Here is a 15,207-nt window from a genome sequence, read left to right on the forward strand (position 1 = left end):
TCATTTTTTATTAACTATCCAATTGTCCATAAAGCAATGAGTGGTGTCATTTAATACAGCCATTTGCTAAAATAGAGGGGACAAACCGCTGATAGAGGTGTTTCTTTTGGATAAGAATGAGGTAAGAAGTGTCCTGTCCAAGTTTTCTTTGTTCAGGGACCTTGATGATTATGAACTTGATAAAATAGTAGATATATCAATCTCGCGGGAATGGAAGAAAAACAGCCATATTTTCATGCAGGGTGATCCACTTGAAAATGTGTATTTCATCCATGAAGGAAAGGTCAAAATATATAAAAGTGACGCAAATGGCCGGGAGCAGATTGTCGCCATCCTGAAGAAAGGTGAAATGTTCCCGCATGTCGGTTTTTTCAGGAAAGGAGGTTATCCAGGATTTTCCGAGGTTTTGGAGCAGGCAAGCCTTGTCGTTGTTCCGATTTCACAATTCGAGAAAGTCCTTGTAGATAATCCCCACTTAAGCATCAAGGTATTCAAGGTCCTTGGTGAAAAAATTGTTGACCTTCAGGAAAGACTTGAAGCACAAATACTGAACAACACCTATGAACAGATTATAAAACTTTTGATTAGATTAGGTGAGCTTCATGGTAAAAAGCAGGAGGATGGCAAGGTTCTGTTGAAAGTTGATTTCACCAATAAAGATCTCGCCAATATGATTGGAACTACCAGGGAAACGGTAAGCAGGACGTTAACTAAGATGAAAAAAGATGAACTAATCCTTACCGATTCAAACGGGAACATGATTTTGGACACGGATGTTTTGATGGATGAGCTTGTTTAGTTTTCTTCATTGATTACAGTCATCCTCAAAGCAAACATAATTAAACGCCCGGAGCCAGCTCCGGGCGTTCAACTTTATTATTTAGTTTTGCTTAATCCCATCATTGTTTCCATATCCTCTTGTGCAGTAGTGATCAGCTTCAGATTGAATGTTTCCTGAAGCACTTCCATCACTCCATCAGAAATGAATTCTGGCGGCTTTGGTCCAATGCGGATATCCTGGATTCCCATACTGAATAACCCAAGCAGGATAGCAACAGCTTTTTGCTCGAACCATGATAGTACGATGCTGACAGGCAGTTCGTTAACGTCACATTCAAACGCATCAGCAAGCGCCTTCGCGATTTTTACAGTGGATACAGAGTTATTGCACTGACCAAGATCAAGGTATCTCGGGATATTTGTTCCTGGAACTACACCATAATCAACATCATTGAAACGGAATTTCCCGCATGAAGTTGTCAGGATAACAGCTTCAGGAGGCAGAGATGTTGCAAGCTCACGGTAATATTCTCCACCTTTACCTGGTGCGTCACAGCCCGCAATGACGAAGAAGCGCTTGATCTTACCAGCTTTAACAGCTTCAATAACCTCTGGCGCCAGGCCGATCACTGTCTCATGGTGGAATCCTGTCACCAATGTCTCTTCTGATTCCATATTAGCTTCAGGAAGCTCCAATGCTCTTTCAATCAGCATGGAGAAATCGTCATTTTCAATTTTTCTTACATTTTCAAGGCCTGCGACTTCATATGTAAACATACGGTCTGCATATGAGCCTTTGATTGGCATAACACAGTTTGTCGTAGCCAAGATCGCTCCTGGGAACTTTTCAAACAGGCGGCGCTGGTCAAACCAGGCTTTTCCGATATTCCCCTTAAGATGAGGATACTTCTTCAATGCTGGATAGCCATGGGCCGGGAGCATTTCGGAGTGAGTATAGATGTTGATTCCTTTACCTTCTGTTTGTTTAAGCAATTCTTCCAGCGCGAACAGGTTATGTCCAGTAACGACGATTGCCTTCCCTTCAATCTTATTCTGGCTGACCTTCACAGGCTGCGGAATTCCAAGGCGGCTGGTGTGTGCCTCATCAAGCATTTCCATCACACGTACAGCTGACTGGCCAACCTTCATTGCCATATCGATATGTTCTTGAACATTAAAGTTTGAGTTGGTTAAAGTCATATATAATGCTTCATGGGTTGTAGCGTCAACAAATGGATCTGTGAAGCCAAGCTGGTTCGCATGGGTTCTATATGCTGCGATTCCCTTCAAAGCAAAAATCATTGTGTCCTGAAGACTTGCGATTGTTTCATCTTTTCCGCACACACCAACAACTTTACATCCTCCTGTTGGCGTTTGTTCACATTGGTAACAAAACATATGTGTATTCCCCTCTTCTGCGTTATTTACTTTTACAGCATACAGAGGATGAAAATCTGGTTATGTGACCTAAATCACACTAAAGGCATTTTTCACAAAGTGTTCAAAAAACTAAGGCGATACAATGAAGCTATAAAATCACATAACATTGAACAGGGACATTCCTCTCTCCATATCCTATTATAAGAATTTCTGCAGAGGAGGATGTTCATCGATGGCAACCAACCATCCTGACCGCCCAAAAAGACATGAAGCCCTTGAACACTGGTTCAAATCTATGAATCAACTGATGCAAGAGAAGCCAGTTAAAGGCATATTGCAAAGCATTGATGATTTTTTCAGACAGCCCTTTCCACATTCCCCTTTCAATGTAGCACTAAATGAAACTGAAAAAGAGTATATTGTGAAAGCGGAATTGCCAGGAGTAAAGAGAGACCAAATCTCTATTAATATTATCAATAACTCCCTGACAATATTGGTCAACCAAACTGACGTCACTTCAGAGATCAATGATATCGCCAAAACAGAAAGGCACATGGCATCGACACGGCAGTTAAGCAGGACGATTCCCTTTTCTGTCCCTGTCAATGAAAGAAAGACCCGAGCATCCTATCGTGACGGACTGCTTGAAGTCAAGGTCGCGAAAAAGCAAGGCAAGAAGATTGATATATTGCCAGAACATGATGGATGAGATGATAAAAATCTATTATCGTACCCTTATAGCTGACGAAGACCTTGCATAAGGGTACCATCAAAAAACAAGCAGGCTAATTAAATGGCCTGCTTGTTTTTTATTCCAATAGCTTTTAATCTCCTCATAACATTTCGAGAATTGAGAAAACCTCCATCTCACCTAAACCTTGAACATCCCGCCAAGGCCTTTGACGAGCGAAGAGACCTGGGTCACTGCATTCATCATCTGACCGGCCGTATCCACCATTTTGTTGACGTCCAGGTTGCCATCCTGGCTTTTAAACGAGTTCATGATCGATTGCAGACCAGATGACTGCTTCGGCATGAACGCATATTGAGGATATGGATTGAAATTCTGATAATCTGCTTGAGGGTTATAATATCCATAAATAGGGTCACCCTCAGGCTCTAGCGGATTTTGGAAAAGCATTTTTGAATAGTCATTTTTATTCCCAGCCATTGGATTAACTTGGTTCCAATAGGAATTTCCCTGCTGCATATAGGGATTCATCGGACTGCCCTGCCCCATATACGGATTCACCGGGTTCTCCTGCTGCATATATTGGTTTTGCCAGTTTCCTGGCATCGAATTCCAATATGAAGGATTATATTGTTGAGGGAGCGGTTGCTGCCGGTTCATATCTTGATGATTTCCGTATATAAAATTCGGATCAAGGTATTGTTGATTTTCCCACCATTGTGGATGATAGGCATTCGTCTTATTTCTGCGGCCAAACATGGCGAACATCCTCCTCCGGGTTTTCATTACGATATTATATGTTATGGCCGCCCAGTTGGTGATAAGGCTGGAAGGTACTTCCGATTTTGTCTAATGGTGAAATATGTTGTCGGAAGTTTCAATTTTTGAAAAATAAAAGCCAATTGTATTTTCATGATACGATTATTTCAAATGATGGAGGAGGATGAAAGATGAACGTTCACGAACTGAAAAATCTATTTGCCGAGACAAAAGCATATACTCCGGAACATGTAAATGAATTGCTTGATTTCACTAAAAAATCGTATATTCAAAATGACATTACCATTTTAGAATACCGGAACCTGGTTCGTGAACTGGAATTGCAAGGTGCCGTCATCCCTGAAGAAGAGAAAGAAATATCCATATAAACATGTTGAAGAGGGTGTCCCAAAAGATATAAACTTTAGGACACCCTCTTTGTTTTTAGGATAGTTTGTTAAATGGTCCGTTGATTTCCGTTCCAGGCGCTTCGCTTTCCGCTGGAAGAATATGAAAAAGACCAACTGCCGTCTTTTTCATAAGCAATTCTTCCTTGGGGCCGGCGCTGAGCCTCCTCATCGCTTTGCTCTTGCGGGGTCTCACCTGGCCAGCTGACGCCGCAGGACATTGATTGAGCTGCCACGAACCTGCCCACGCACGATGGAGATGCGTTAGCATTTTTGGAGGAGTCTTCGCACCTTCCACTCCAATCAACTCAGGTTTTAATACTAACTTTAATCAAAGATGAATTTTTTCTTCTCCTTTTTAATGTCACCACACCTAGCCTACTCTTCTTTTATCTTTCGCTGCCATGCTTACTGTCAGCTTGTTCGATGGCAAGGATCATACTTTTTAGAATGTATTCGACTGACTGCACCTGGTCAAGGAATCTTTTTTTGCTTGTTTCAGGGAAAAAAGCCTGCACAGAGATGACCTCCAAATAGTCAGCGGCCGTTTCGATTTGATTGGCGTGTAGGTTTTTCGGTCTATTAATCTTTACCCATTGCACAGCTGATTGTCTCCAGGCATCTGTCGCCGTTTTCACCTCATCAGCAAATGGCTTTACTTCAGTATGAAAGTCGCCTCTGACTCCCTCTTCCTTGGAATGGTGAAATCTTTTAAAAGCAGTGTCCATATTCTCCAGCAGCTTTCTGGACAATGCGAGAATGTTATTTTCCAGTTCCACGTTCATCACACTTTCTTCATTTCTATTTTATTTACCTTTGCCTATCCATATTTTTCATCATTCAAAGAAAAAAGCAGCCTTCTGTAAAAAGCTACTTAACGTTGTCTTATTCTATTATATATTAAAAACTCATTTCAAGTTTTAAAGACAGCTGTTCAGACTTTGCCTGTAAGGCAGGGTTCATTGACTCAGGCAGTTTCCCTTCCATTCTCTCTAAAAGAATGCTGGTTTCTGCTAATTGCATGGAATGTGTTCCATACATTGTTTTTCGGATTTCCGTCAAACAATGATGCAGGTTCATATCTGTCACTTCAAGACTATGGGCCATATCCGTCAACATCCCTAAAATCTCTTCCTTTTCAATTCCTGGTCTCACCGGACATCTCTCCTTACTATAGTAACTTTATGGGCTGGCAGAAACATTTAGCTGCACGTCAAAGAATCTAATCTACGGAAATATAACAACTCTACTTGTAAATTCTACTCATCGCTGAAACCTCCTTCAACGATGACAAAACTAGAAGAGATTCGCCAAACAAAGTGCTTTTCAGCAACAATGATTACAGCCTTCGACATCCAATTACCGAATGAAAAACGAGCAAATGAACAAACTAATCTCGGGAGGTGTTCACATGAATAAAAAACAACAGAAAACTGCACAGCAGCCGGGTAAAACCACCGAGAAGAAAACAGGATATGGCGACAAAAAGCTTGAAGGACCAAACCGTCCAGCAGAATGAACCAATATGCACAATCGACTTCAAGGGCTAGGAACTGGATTAATGAACAAAAAAGCAAGGAGATCCCTTGCTTTTTTGTTTGCTTCAGTCACTGGTGAATAACTCCTTCATTGAAATCAAGGCATGCAGTTGTTTCTGTTTTTGTTTGTACCACCGTGTCAGATGAACAGGATGCCTGTGGTTAAGTTCGTGACTGAACCACTTCTTTCGTAATCCCCTCTCTTTATACCAGTCACCTTGCTTATGGAAATGATGCTGGATGATAGGATAGGTGCAGCGAAGGAATGGAGTGTCTCTTTTTTTTCGACTAGAAAAGTACTTTTCATAATCATGTCTTGAAGCAGTATGTTCCGTTTGAATCGCAAATTCTAAAAACAATGGATAGTATCGCTGGTCAAATAATATAGAAGCAAGCCGTTTTCCAAGATTGATTCTTTTACTGACAGATTTGAATCCATTCACACTTGCCCCGTATAGTTCTCCGTGGCACGTCGGGAAAAGAACCGTACTGAAATGCAGATGGTCTTCAAAGGAAAACATCATGGTATTGAATACTCTTTTTTTGTATACATGATGCTTAATGACAGGATTATGAATTACGTTTTGTTCATTAATGATCAAAGCTGTCATAAGCCTCTTCTTATCTCCGTACTTCCAAAATACCAGCCATTCCTTTTCCATGAAGGTTGAAACATCCAGGAATTTCAGCAAGTGAAACATTGGTGAGCTTTTTTTCGTCGAATAAGAGTATAAAAGGAGCTGAGAATAGGCATCTCGGAAAATCAGCCAGTTCGCCCTTTCATATGTGAGGAACAACCGCTTCCGGATTGGAGGATCCAGAAACTTCGGGAACCAGTCCCCCTCCAGGTCGCACATATTATAACCGCCATTCCTAGAAACCATACTGGCGAGGAACGACCAGATCATTTCTGGATATTCCAGATAGAAGTCAAGATAGGCACTTGTTCTTGAGATATTATCAAGATTCTTTTCTTCTGTTTGCAGCCTGATTTTATCTATGACCTCGACTTCGTGGTCACACAGATGATGAAATTGAGGATTTTGGGTTATTGACACACCTTTTCTCTTCCTTTTCTATAGGTTCTTTATAGGGTGAATTGAAATGAGGCTTTTTATTCAACCAAAGTCCTTTGATATTTGGTATGATATAGAGTAGTCTGCGAGGTGGTTAGCTTGATATTCAATTATCCAAATGGGAAAAAATATACTCCAAACACTAATAAAGAGCCGGCAAAGAAGGCCCGGATGCAGAAAAACGCAGCCTACAGCAATAGAGGGATGACATTAGAGGAGGACCTGAATGAAACGAACTCCTACTATCTTGATCGTGGCATAGCCGTAATCCATAAAAAACCGACACCCGTCCAAATCGTTAATGTGGATTATCCGCGCAGGAGTGCAGCTGTTATAAAAGAGGCATACTTTAAACAAGCTTCTACTACAGACTATAATGGGGTTTACAGGGGGAAGTACATTGATTTTGAAGCCAAAGAGACAAAGTTTTCAACATCATTTCCTTTGAAAAACTTTCACGAACATCAGATCGTCCATATGAAAGGCGTGCTAGAGCAAGGAGGCATATGTTTTGTGATCCTCCGCTTCTCGACAGAAGAAGAGATTTACCTCCTTGAAGCCAGCCATTTGCTTAGTTTTTGGGAAAGGATGATCACTGGCGGCAGGAAGTCAATCACAAAGGAAGAGGTCGTCGAATCGGGCCACCAGATTCCTCTTGGACTTCATCCAAGGATTGACTATATAAAAGTTATCGATTATCTTTATAAACTTAGTTAGTTTTTTTATTGCGAGAAAGGAATGAACTATATATGGCACAGAAACCTCAAACTAGGGAGGAGCGACGTAGACAGCAGGCAGCCAAGAATAAGAAAACAAAAGGCAAAAAAGCAAAAAAGGGAATGTTCAAGAAAATCTTCCTTACGCTGATTGCCCTTGGCATCATTGGCATGCTGACTGGTATCGCTACCTTTGCATTCATGATACAGGATACGCCAAAACTTGATGAAAGCTTGCTTAAAGACCCTATATCCTCCAAAATCTATGATAAAGACAAAGAGCTTGTAACAGAAGTCGGGTCGCAGAACAGGGACTATGTTGCCTATGAAGATATACCAAAGCTAGTGGAAAACGCCTTTTTAGCGACAGAGGATGTCAGATTCTATAAACATAATGGTATCGACGTCATCCGTCTTGGAGGAGCAGTTCTTGCGAACATTACTGATGGATTTGGATCCGAAGGTGCTTCCACTATCACACAGCAGGTTGTCAAAAACTACTTCCTTGGCTTTGAAAAAACGATTTCAAGGAAAGCACAGGAAGCATGGCTTGCCTACCAGCTCGAACAAAAATATACAAAACAACAAATTTTTGAAATGTATGTTAATAAGATTTATATGTCAGAGAATATGCACGGTGTCCTGACAGCATCAAAAACTTACTTCGGCAAAGATCTAAGTGAGCTTGAGCTTCATGAAGCTGCCCTGCTTGCAGGTATGCCGCAAAGTCCTAATAATTACAACCCATTTACGAACCCTGAAAATGCAGAAAAGCGCAGGAACACGGTATTATATCTGATGCACCAGCATGGTTTCATTTCAAAGGAAGAAAAAGAAAAAGCACAGAAAATCCCTGTTGAATCCAGCTTGGTAAAGGAAGAGAACAGGAAAAACAAAGATGAAGAACCGTTTGATGCCTTCGTGGATATGGTCATTGAGGAAGTAACCGAAAAAACCGATTTTGATATTTTTTCCGATGGCCTTGAAATATATACAACGCTAGACCAAAACGCACAAAAGCATGTAGAGAATATCCTGAATACAGATGCTGCTGTACAATTTCCTAATAATGAAATGCAGGCAGGCATTACCCTTCTGGATACGAAGACAGGAGAAATACGCGCGATAGGCGGCGGTCGAAAACAGCAGGTCAAACGTGGACTGAATTATGCGATTGATGTAACAAGGCAGCCAGGATCGACCATCAAGCCAATTCTTGATTATGGACCGGCGATTGAGCATTTGCGCTGGGGTACCTATCATATGCTTGAAGATAAGCCTATGACCTATTCAAACGGTGAACCAATCGGCAACTGGAACGACAAGTATAACGGAGTCATGACCATGAGAATGGCTCTGGCAAAATCGATCAACATCCCTGCCCTGCAGGCCTTCCAGGCTGTAGGTCTTGAAAAAGCAAGGGAATTCGGGACCAACCTTGGTTTGACACTAGATGATCCTTTTTATGAATCAGCTTCAATCGGTGCTAAGGAAATTGCCCCGATCGAAATGGCTGGTGCCTATGCAGCATTCGGTAACAACGGATTCTTTACAGAGCCATATTCAGTCAAAAAGGTTGTACTCCGTGACAAGACAGAAATTGACCTTACACCTGAAACTGAAGTGGTCATGAAGGATTACACAGCCTTCATGATTTCCGATATGCTGAAGACGGCTATCAAACAAGGAACTGGGGCAACATACGCAAACATATCCAACCTTCATGTAGCCGGAAAAACTGGAACAACGAATTACACACAAGATGAAATAAATAAATGGGGAATCAAGAACGGCGGTGTTCCCGACTCCTGGTTTGTTGGCTATACAACAAGATATACAGCCTCTGTCTGGACTGGTTATAGTGACAGAAAGACCGCACTTTATGGGAATGAACAAAAAATTTCCCAGACTCTTTTCAAGAATCTAATGACCTATGTATCAAAAGATGTAGATACACCTGATTTTACGGTACCTAAGAGTGTTGAAAGAGTTAAAGTCGAAAAAGGAACTATGCCTGCGAAGCTTGCCAGTGAATTCACTCCTAAGGAGGAAATCCTTTATGAGTGGGCTGTGAAAGGAAATGTTCCTAAGGAAACTTCCAAGAAGTTTGAAAAACTCGAAACTCCGTCCAAGCTTGAAGCAAAATATGATGAAACGAAAAATGAAATCATCCTGACATGGGATATCGAACAGGAAAATAAAGATGGAATCCAGTTCGAAGTAACAGCTTCACTTGATGAGGGTCCTGAACAGCCATTGACCACTACAGCAGAAAACAGTCTGAAAATCGCCAATGTCGTCCCTGGCGGTATATACTCATTCAAGGTTACAGCTATTCGTGGTGAACAGAAATCCGACCCGGCAACACTTAAAGTCGAAGTTCCTGAACCATTACTGCCAGATTTAGAGGGCGACGAGAATGAAGATGAAGAAGGCGAGAACCCTGAAGGTAATGGAGAAGGCAATGGTGATGGACAAGGAAATGGTAATGGTACTGGAACCGGCAATGGAAACGGCAACGGCAACAATAATGGGAACACTAGCGGCAATGCTAATGATGATGGGGATGACGATTAATATCCCCCTTCCCGAACTAAATAGACAAAAAAAGCAAACGTCCAGAGACTCACTCAGGACGTTTGCTTTTTGTTTTATTTAATACTGCTTGCTTAGCAAATTGCTTTTCCTGTTCAGCGAACAATTCAGCAAGCTGCTTATATGAATGAAAAAGTTTTGGTCTTGATAGAATGAAATCAAGCCTTTCCTCCACATTCACCGGCTTGATTTTACAGTCTTTAATCGAACATGTTTCTTGAGAAAGGCTGATAGATAGAAAAAGGAATTGTTCAAATAATGAAATCGCCCTTCTCATCAAGGGTTCTGCCATTTTGCTATCCCTGTTTTTAAAATGAGAGTCTAACTGCTCCTTGCACTGATTCCATTCGTTGAGTAGTTCCCCCACAGCTATTTCATGATCAACAGATAAGGTATTTAATTCTTCCATTACGCTTTTGCCCTCATCCTCTTCTTGCCCTCTCTGCATACCTCCAGTAAAGGACAAGTTTCGCACTTAGGGTTTTGCGCTTTACAATGATATCTGCCGAAGAAGATCATCCTGTGATGCGTGATGGACCATTCTTCCTCAGGAATCTTTTTCATCAGTGTCTTCTCTACTTCAAGAACCGAATCCTTCCATCGGCAAAATGCCAGGCGCTTGCTGACTCGCTCTACGTGCGTATCCACAGCAATGGCAGGGATGCCGAAAGCGACCGATACCACTACATTTGCAGTTTTACGGCCAACGCCAGGTAGCTTTGTCAATTCATCCCTGTCACGAGGGACTTCTCCTCCATACTCCTCTATGATCATCCTGGATAGTTTCTGGATGTTTTTCGCTTTATTACGATACAGTCCGATCGACCGAATGTCCTGCTGAAGCTCTTCCAGCGACACACTCAAAAAATCTTCCGGGGTTTTGTATTTTTGAAACAAATCCTTTGTCACTTTGTTTACAAGTGCATCCGTGCACTGGGCAGACAAGGCGACAGCAATTACAAGTTCAAAAGGATTCGAGTGGACCAGCTCACAATGTGCCTGAGGGAACATTCTGCCCATTTCATCAAGGCAAAACCTGATTTGTTGTTTATTTAACAACTCTCTCACCACTTTTCTATAATTGATCTAAAGCTCAGTTATCCAAATTAAAAGGTTGTTTTAACATTGAAGTTGCTTTTCGTGATTGTTCCAGTACGAAAAGAGCCATTAAAAAAGAGAGAATGGATGAATTCTCTCGTTACAATTACTGTTCAAGCCAGTTATAAAATGGAACAGGATTCGCAGACACTTTGGTTTCTTCCTTCCCTGTCTTCTGGGTACTCTGTTGCTGCCTGAATTTTCTTCCATAACTTTTGGCTTGTTCGATTGTCTTGATTCCATTCTTCTTCCATTCAAAAAGAATCCGGTCTATGTACCGAAAATTCAATTTTCCAGAGATAACAGCTTCCCTTAAGGCAGCTTTAATGATGATTGGATCATGGTGGTCATCGTCCATCCACATTGCCAGTGACTCACATTCAAATGGTGATAACGGCCGGCCGAATTCCCTTTCAAACGTTGTATATAAATCTGTTTCTTCCTTCTGATTGAGAATCTCTTTTTCCTGTTTCCGCTTGAGCATAAACTGATCAAATAGCTTTTCCCATAGCGGTTCCAGCGAATATTTTTCATATCTGATTCCGTCCGTCGAATTCCCGTCACTTATCGATATGAACCCTCTTTGAATCAGTGCTCGGAGCAAATCTGTACATTCGAAAGCCGATATCGTCATGCGGGCTGCAAGTTCCGTAGGCGTAGGAAATTCATTTCCTTTTTCAGAAAAATAGAATACATGAAGTAATAGAGCTAATTCTTGTTCGTTTAATCTCATTTCTTTATATTGCGTAAGCAATACAGCAGGAATTGTCACATTCCCCTCTTTCAGCCAATCTAACATATCTGCTTTTTTCATTCCGGACACCTCTTTTCATAGTATAGCATGAACAAGCCCGGCTGGTAATAAAATAGAAAAAGATTAAAAAGGGAAATTAGTCGAAAAATAGCGAATAGGTATTGTTTTTATATTATAAAAAATACCCTAAAAAACAACTGGCCCGCAAGATCACGGGCCATACGTTTTATGGATCTAGACGGTTTAGCAACCGCACCAATACTAAGCCCGCTAACCCACACTACCTGATTTAAGCTCGGCTTTCAATGAATCGATGAATTCTGCTGACAGCTTCCTCCAACTGATCAAGGGATGTTGCATATGAAAGTCGCATATAGTCTGGTGCTCCAAAACCAGAGCCAGGAACGACTGCAACATTCGCTTCAGTCAGTAAGACTTCCGCAAACTCATCTACATCCTTGCAGCCTGACATAATGGCTGCTTCTTTGGCATTCGGGAACAGGTAAAACGCTCCCTGAGGCTTGATACAGCTGATTCCTGGAATGTTATTCAGTTTTCCATGGATGATTTCTAGTCTTTCTTCAAACGCGGAACGCATCACTTCCACAGCTTCCTGTTCTCCAGCATAGGCAGCAATTGTCGCATATTGTGATGGAGTCGTCGGATTTGATGTGCTATGGCTGGCCAGGTCGGTCATTGCATTGATGATCCTGCTATCACCGGCAGCATAGCCAATTCTCCAACCGGTCATTGAATGGGACTTGGAAACACCATTAATGATGAGCGTCTGCTTTTTTAGCTCTGCTGAAAGCTGGGCAATCGAAATATGCTCAGCCTCTCCATAAATCAATTTTTCATAAATTTCATCCGAAATGATCAGAATGCCTTTTTCCAGACAGACTTCTCCAAGAGCTTGCAATTCCTCTTGTGAATATACCATCCCAGTTGGGTTGCTTGGCGAATTGATGATGACTGCCTTTGTCTTGTCCGTGACCTTCTGCTTCAATTGATCCGGAGTGATCTTGAAATTGTTTTGCTCCAGTCCCTCAACGTAAACCGGATTTCCACCCGCAAGCTTTACCTGCTCTGGATAGCTGACCCAGTAAGGAATCGGGATGATGACCTCATCTCCCTCGTCGAGCAGCACCTGAAAAAGGGTGTATAAACCATGTTTAGCACCACTTGTCACAATAATCTCATTCAACTGATACTCAAGTCCCTGGTCCGCCTTTAATTTTGCTGCTATTTCCTTTTTTAATTCTGGCAGCCCGCCGGATGGAGTGTACTTTGTGAAACCCTCATTCATTGATTGGACAGCCGCTTCGATAATATGCTCCGGCGTATTGAAGTCTGGCTCCCCTGCTCCAAGTCCAATCACATCTTTTCCTTGCGCTTTCAATTCTTTGGCTTTGGCGGTAATGGCCAAAGTCGATGAAGGAGTGAGTGCACCCACTCTGCTGGCTAATTGGATCTCCATCCCTTTACCTCCTATGTTTTTTACATGTATGACATTTTTTCAACCTGTAAATGCTCCAAAATGCTTACAAATTATCGATAGCTCTGAGTTTTTCACCCGTATCAAAATCGATATAATAATAATTGATTGTGTCGCTGTTGTTCCGGTAAAAAATTTCCCATGCCGGCCTGTCCGTCTTTTGGATCCTGGCCATGCCGAGCCTTACTTCAATGATTTCATTCGGATTTTTTTCCTGATATAGTTTATTTAAAGCCTCTTTTTTCGTGATACCATTTTTAGCATTTCTCGTAATAATTTCTCTGTTTTTTTCATTGATCCAAACATAAACAGGTTCCTGTTTGGCATTTTTCCCCGTCATCACATAATAAGTTTCTTCTCCACTGTACAAACTGAAGTTAGTGAAATCGGTAAGGTTTGTTTCTTTCGACGCAATTTTAACAGCCTCTTCCTCTGCTGCCTTGACTGGCTCAACCGCGTTCAAGTATACATTGATCAGGATTCCCGTTATTGTAAAAACAATGAGAATACTGATAAATATCCATTTCTTCACATGAATCCCTTCTTTATGTATGCTCAATTCTGCTTAAAACAGCAGTTCATATCAATATGATTTTTTTATCAGGTACGATAAATGGTAAAGACTGCTTTTTCTTTATCATCCTGATCCAGTGCAAGACCGAACATAAGGTCATCGCGCTTCAATGTCCTGTTTAAGGCATCTACAATTTTATATAAATCAGGACTATTTTGGACCTTCACTGTCGAAACGATTTCGATTTTACTTTCCATGTCTGGCCCTCTCCTCTCACACAATTTTTGTCATCTATATATAAACGTTAAGCTGGCAACAATACAATTAACACCACTCATTATATCAGGAGATGGTCCTCACTGGTAAGAGTATCGCTGACACACAAAAAATATTTTTCTGTTCCACACACACCAAAATGGCTGCGCAATATATGCGCAGTTTTTTTGCTGTTGATGCTTTTAGAATCCATGGATGCGTCTTCAAATTCCACTATTCTTCACTTGCAATTGTTATGACATCATAGGTTGAATCAGTAAGTTTAATTGTAACAGTCCCATGCTGTTTTGTGAAATAAACATCAATCCATGCTTCATGGAGCATCTCCACTAAATCAGGATCAGGTTTAATTGAGTTTGATTTGAATATGATCGCAAGTTGTGGATCAAGATGCTCGATCAATAAATCCGAAAAAGACCCTTTCGCAGCGAATAATGGCAATTTGACAATATTGACATTCCTTAATGGTTCCTTTAGAAAAGCTTGTTCGGATTTATGACTTGCAGAACTAACATAAAAAATCTGATGATGAAAGAATTGAAAAGAAATATCTGTCCCTTCATTTACATCATCGCCATCGTAAATGACTTCTGCGGTCAATCCTGGCATAAGTTTTAACAAATCCCCCTGCTTCCAGCTTTGAACCTTCACTTCAGTCGAAATTGATGTTTCTGTCAGCACTTGACTACCAGCTTTACCTGAAAAGATCCGGCGTACGTTATATTTCTGGATTAATGGATCAAGATTTTCTTGTCCTCTATTTGTAGTTAAAATTATCGTCGATAATTCCTTCACATGAAAAAGAGCCAGCAAGCGATCAATCTCTTTTATTGTACCCTTTCCTCCAGTATTGACCAGTACATTCTCGCCATTAGCATGCTGAATTAACGCAGCCTCCCCATCGCTGATCGCTAAAAATGTAAAAGCCAATTCGTTTCTTTTCAGATTGACATCCACTCCTTCTACCTCAACTGGTGCAGATGGGGACTCGTAAGGGAAATAGTACCAATTCATAAAAGCCAGGATAGCTATTAACAACTTCATGTACACTCCTCCAATTACTTCTAGCTTTAGAGTGTGTCATTTAGCCGAAAATATAAAAGGCTTTTATAAAAAGTAAGCATTCAA

The 15,207-nt window shown here is 41.2% G+C and carries 17 protein-coding genes; 5 read left to right on the forward strand and 12 right to left on the reverse strand.

Going from position 1 to position 15,207, the window contains the following annotated elements; all coding sequences use genetic code 11:
- The first annotated feature begins 106 nt into the window (after positions 1-106).
- The gene (locus LGO15_RS15560) at positions 107-799 is read left to right on the forward strand and encodes a Crp/Fnr family transcriptional regulator (RefSeq protein WP_167831333.1); all 693 of its coding nucleotides are present in this window, start codon (positions 107-109) and stop codon (positions 797-799) included.
- Positions 800-876: 77 nt separating this feature from the next.
- Here LGO15_RS15560 and hcp read toward each other — a convergent pair whose 3' ends face one another.
- Positions 877-2,178, reverse strand: coding sequence for a hydroxylamine reductase (gene hcp / locus LGO15_RS15565; RefSeq protein ID WP_167831334.1), 1,302 nt, complete (start codon positions 2,176-2,178; stop codon positions 877-879).
- 214 nt (positions 2,179-2,392) lie between these two features.
- On the opposite strand from hcp, the gene LGO15_RS15570 reads away from it, so the two are divergent.
- Entirely contained in the window at positions 2,393-2,869 is a 477-nt protein-coding gene (locus LGO15_RS15570; protein WP_167831335.1) for an Hsp20/alpha crystallin family protein, read from the forward strand.
- Positions 2,870-3,031: 162 nt separating this feature from the next.
- Here the strand turns inward: LGO15_RS15570 and LGO15_RS15575 are convergent, their stop codons facing one another.
- Positions 3,032-3,610, reverse strand: coding sequence for a YppG family protein (locus LGO15_RS15575; protein ID WP_226085220.1), 579 nt, complete (start codon positions 3,608-3,610; stop codon positions 3,032-3,034).
- Between the two features lie 191 nt (positions 3,611-3,801).
- Between LGO15_RS15575 and LGO15_RS15580 the strand changes: the two genes are divergently transcribed.
- A complete protein-coding gene (locus tag LGO15_RS15580; RefSeq protein WP_167831336.1) occupies positions 3,802-3,999 on the forward strand; it encodes a YppF family protein in 198 nt (65 codons plus the stop codon).
- A gap of 407 nt (positions 4,000-4,406) precedes the next feature.
- Here LGO15_RS15580 and LGO15_RS15585 read toward each other — a convergent pair whose 3' ends face one another.
- The 3 genes from LGO15_RS15585 to LGO15_RS15595 form a co-directional block, all read right to left on the reverse strand.
- Complete coding sequence (locus tag LGO15_RS15585; protein ID WP_167831337.1) at positions 4,407-4,802, reverse strand: YppE family protein; 396 nt, start codon at positions 4,800-4,802, stop codon at positions 4,407-4,409.
- Positions 4,803-4,917: 115 nt separating this feature from the next.
- The gene (locus LGO15_RS15590; protein ID WP_167831338.1) at positions 4,918-5,172 is read right to left on the reverse strand and encodes a hypothetical protein; all 255 of its coding nucleotides are present in this window, start codon (positions 5,170-5,172) and stop codon (positions 4,918-4,920) included.
- A 448-nt stretch (positions 5,173-5,620) separates the two neighbouring features.
- Positions 5,621-6,613 (reverse strand): DUF2515 domain-containing protein, encoded by a 993-nt coding sequence (locus tag LGO15_RS15595; RefSeq protein ID WP_226085221.1) that lies wholly within the window; start codon positions 6,611-6,613, stop codon positions 5,621-5,623.
- A gap of 117 nt (positions 6,614-6,730) precedes the next feature.
- Here LGO15_RS15595 and recU point away from each other — a divergent pair, with 117 nt between their 5' ends.
- Together recU and LGO15_RS15605 are read left to right on the forward strand one after the other, a co-directional pair.
- Positions 6,731-7,348: a Holliday junction resolvase RecU gene (gene recU, locus LGO15_RS15600; protein ID WP_167831339.1), complete on the forward strand. Its 618-nt coding sequence runs from the start codon at positions 6,731-6,733 to the stop codon at positions 7,346-7,348.
- 32 nt (positions 7,349-7,380) lie between these two features.
- Positions 7,381-9,924: a penicillin-binding protein 1A gene (locus LGO15_RS15605; protein ID WP_167831340.1), complete on the forward strand. Its 2,544-nt coding sequence runs from the start codon at positions 7,381-7,383 to the stop codon at positions 9,922-9,924.
- Positions 9,925-9,973: 49 nt separating this feature from the next.
- On the opposite strand, the gene LGO15_RS15610 is transcribed toward LGO15_RS15605, so the two are convergent.
- The 7 genes from LGO15_RS15610 to LGO15_RS15640 form a co-directional block, all read right to left on the reverse strand.
- Entirely contained in the window at positions 9,974-10,351 is a 378-nt protein-coding gene (locus LGO15_RS15610; RefSeq protein WP_167831341.1) for a YpoC family protein, read from the reverse strand.
- On the reverse strand, positions 10,351-11,001 hold the full coding sequence (gene nth / locus LGO15_RS15615; RefSeq protein WP_167831342.1) for an endonuclease III: 651 nt from the start codon (positions 10,999-11,001) through the stop codon (positions 10,351-10,353). Before nth ends, LGO15_RS15610 begins: the two co-directional genes overlap by 1 nt.
- 145 nt (positions 11,002-11,146) lie before the next feature.
- The gene (locus tag LGO15_RS15620; protein WP_167831343.1) at positions 11,147-11,854 is read right to left on the reverse strand and encodes a DnaD domain-containing protein; all 708 of its coding nucleotides are present in this window, start codon (positions 11,852-11,854) and stop codon (positions 11,147-11,149) included.
- 229 nt (positions 11,855-12,083) lie between these two features.
- Positions 12,084-13,265: a pyridoxal phosphate-dependent aminotransferase gene (locus LGO15_RS15625; RefSeq protein WP_226087909.1), complete on the reverse strand. Its 1,182-nt coding sequence runs from the start codon at positions 13,263-13,265 to the stop codon at positions 12,084-12,086.
- A 70-nt stretch (positions 13,266-13,335) separates the two neighbouring features.
- On the reverse strand, positions 13,336-13,821 hold the full coding sequence (locus LGO15_RS15630) for a cell wall elongation regulator TseB-like domain-containing protein (protein ID WP_226085222.1): 486 nt from the start codon (positions 13,819-13,821) through the stop codon (positions 13,336-13,338).
- Between the two features lie 68 nt (positions 13,822-13,889).
- Entirely contained in the window at positions 13,890-14,060 is a 171-nt protein-coding gene (locus LGO15_RS15635) for a YpmA family protein (RefSeq protein ID WP_167831345.1), read from the reverse strand.
- Positions 14,061-14,292: 232 nt separating this feature from the next.
- Positions 14,293-15,123, reverse strand: a complete 831-nt coding sequence (locus tag LGO15_RS15640) for a ComEC/Rec2 family competence protein (RefSeq protein ID WP_226085223.1) — start codon at positions 15,121-15,123, stop codon at positions 14,293-14,295.
- Between the last annotated feature and the right edge of the window lie 84 nt (positions 15,124-15,207).

The organism is Mesobacillus sp. S13 (genome assembly GCF_020422885.1).
Classification (GTDB): domain Bacteria; phylum Bacillota; class Bacilli; order Bacillales; family Cytobacillaceae; genus Mesobacillus; species Mesobacillus selenatarsenatis_A.

Bases quoted from the DNA above. Each gene is read 5' to 3' on its own strand.
- hcp (WP_167831334.1), bottom strand. From the start codon at position 2,178: ATGTTTTGTTACCAATGTGAACAAACGCCAACAGGAGGATGTAAAGTT.
- LGO15_RS15635 (WP_167831345.1), bottom strand. From the start codon at position 14,060: ATGGAAAGTAAAATCGAAATCGTTTCGACAGTGAAGGTCCAAAATAGT.
- LGO15_RS15570 (WP_167831335.1), top strand. From the start codon at position 2,393: ATGGCAACCAACCATCCTGACCGCCCAAAAAGACATGAAGCCCTTGAA.
- LGO15_RS15580 (WP_167831336.1), top strand. From the start codon at position 3,802: ATGAACGTTCACGAACTGAAAAATCTATTTGCCGAGACAAAAGCATAT.
- LGO15_RS15610 (WP_167831341.1), bottom strand. From the start codon at position 10,351: ATGGAAGAATTAAATACCTTATCTGTTGATCATGAAATAGCTGTGGGG.
- LGO15_RS15620 (WP_167831343.1), bottom strand. From the start codon at position 11,854: ATGAAAAAAGCAGATATGTTAGATTGGCTGAAAGAGGGGAATGTGACA.
- LGO15_RS15585 (WP_167831337.1), bottom strand. From the start codon at position 4,802: ATGAACGTGGAACTGGAAAATAACATTCTCGCATTGTCCAGAAAGCTG.
- LGO15_RS15575 (WP_226085220.1), bottom strand. From the start codon at position 3,610: ATGTTTGGCCGCAGAAATAAGACGAATGCCTATCATCCACAATGGTGG.
- LGO15_RS15640 (WP_226085223.1), bottom strand. From the start codon at position 15,123: ATGAAGTTGTTAATAGCTATCCTGGCTTTTATGAATTGGTACTATTTC.
- LGO15_RS15605 (WP_167831340.1), top strand. From the start codon at position 7,381: ATGGCACAGAAACCTCAAACTAGGGAGGAGCGACGTAGACAGCAGGCA.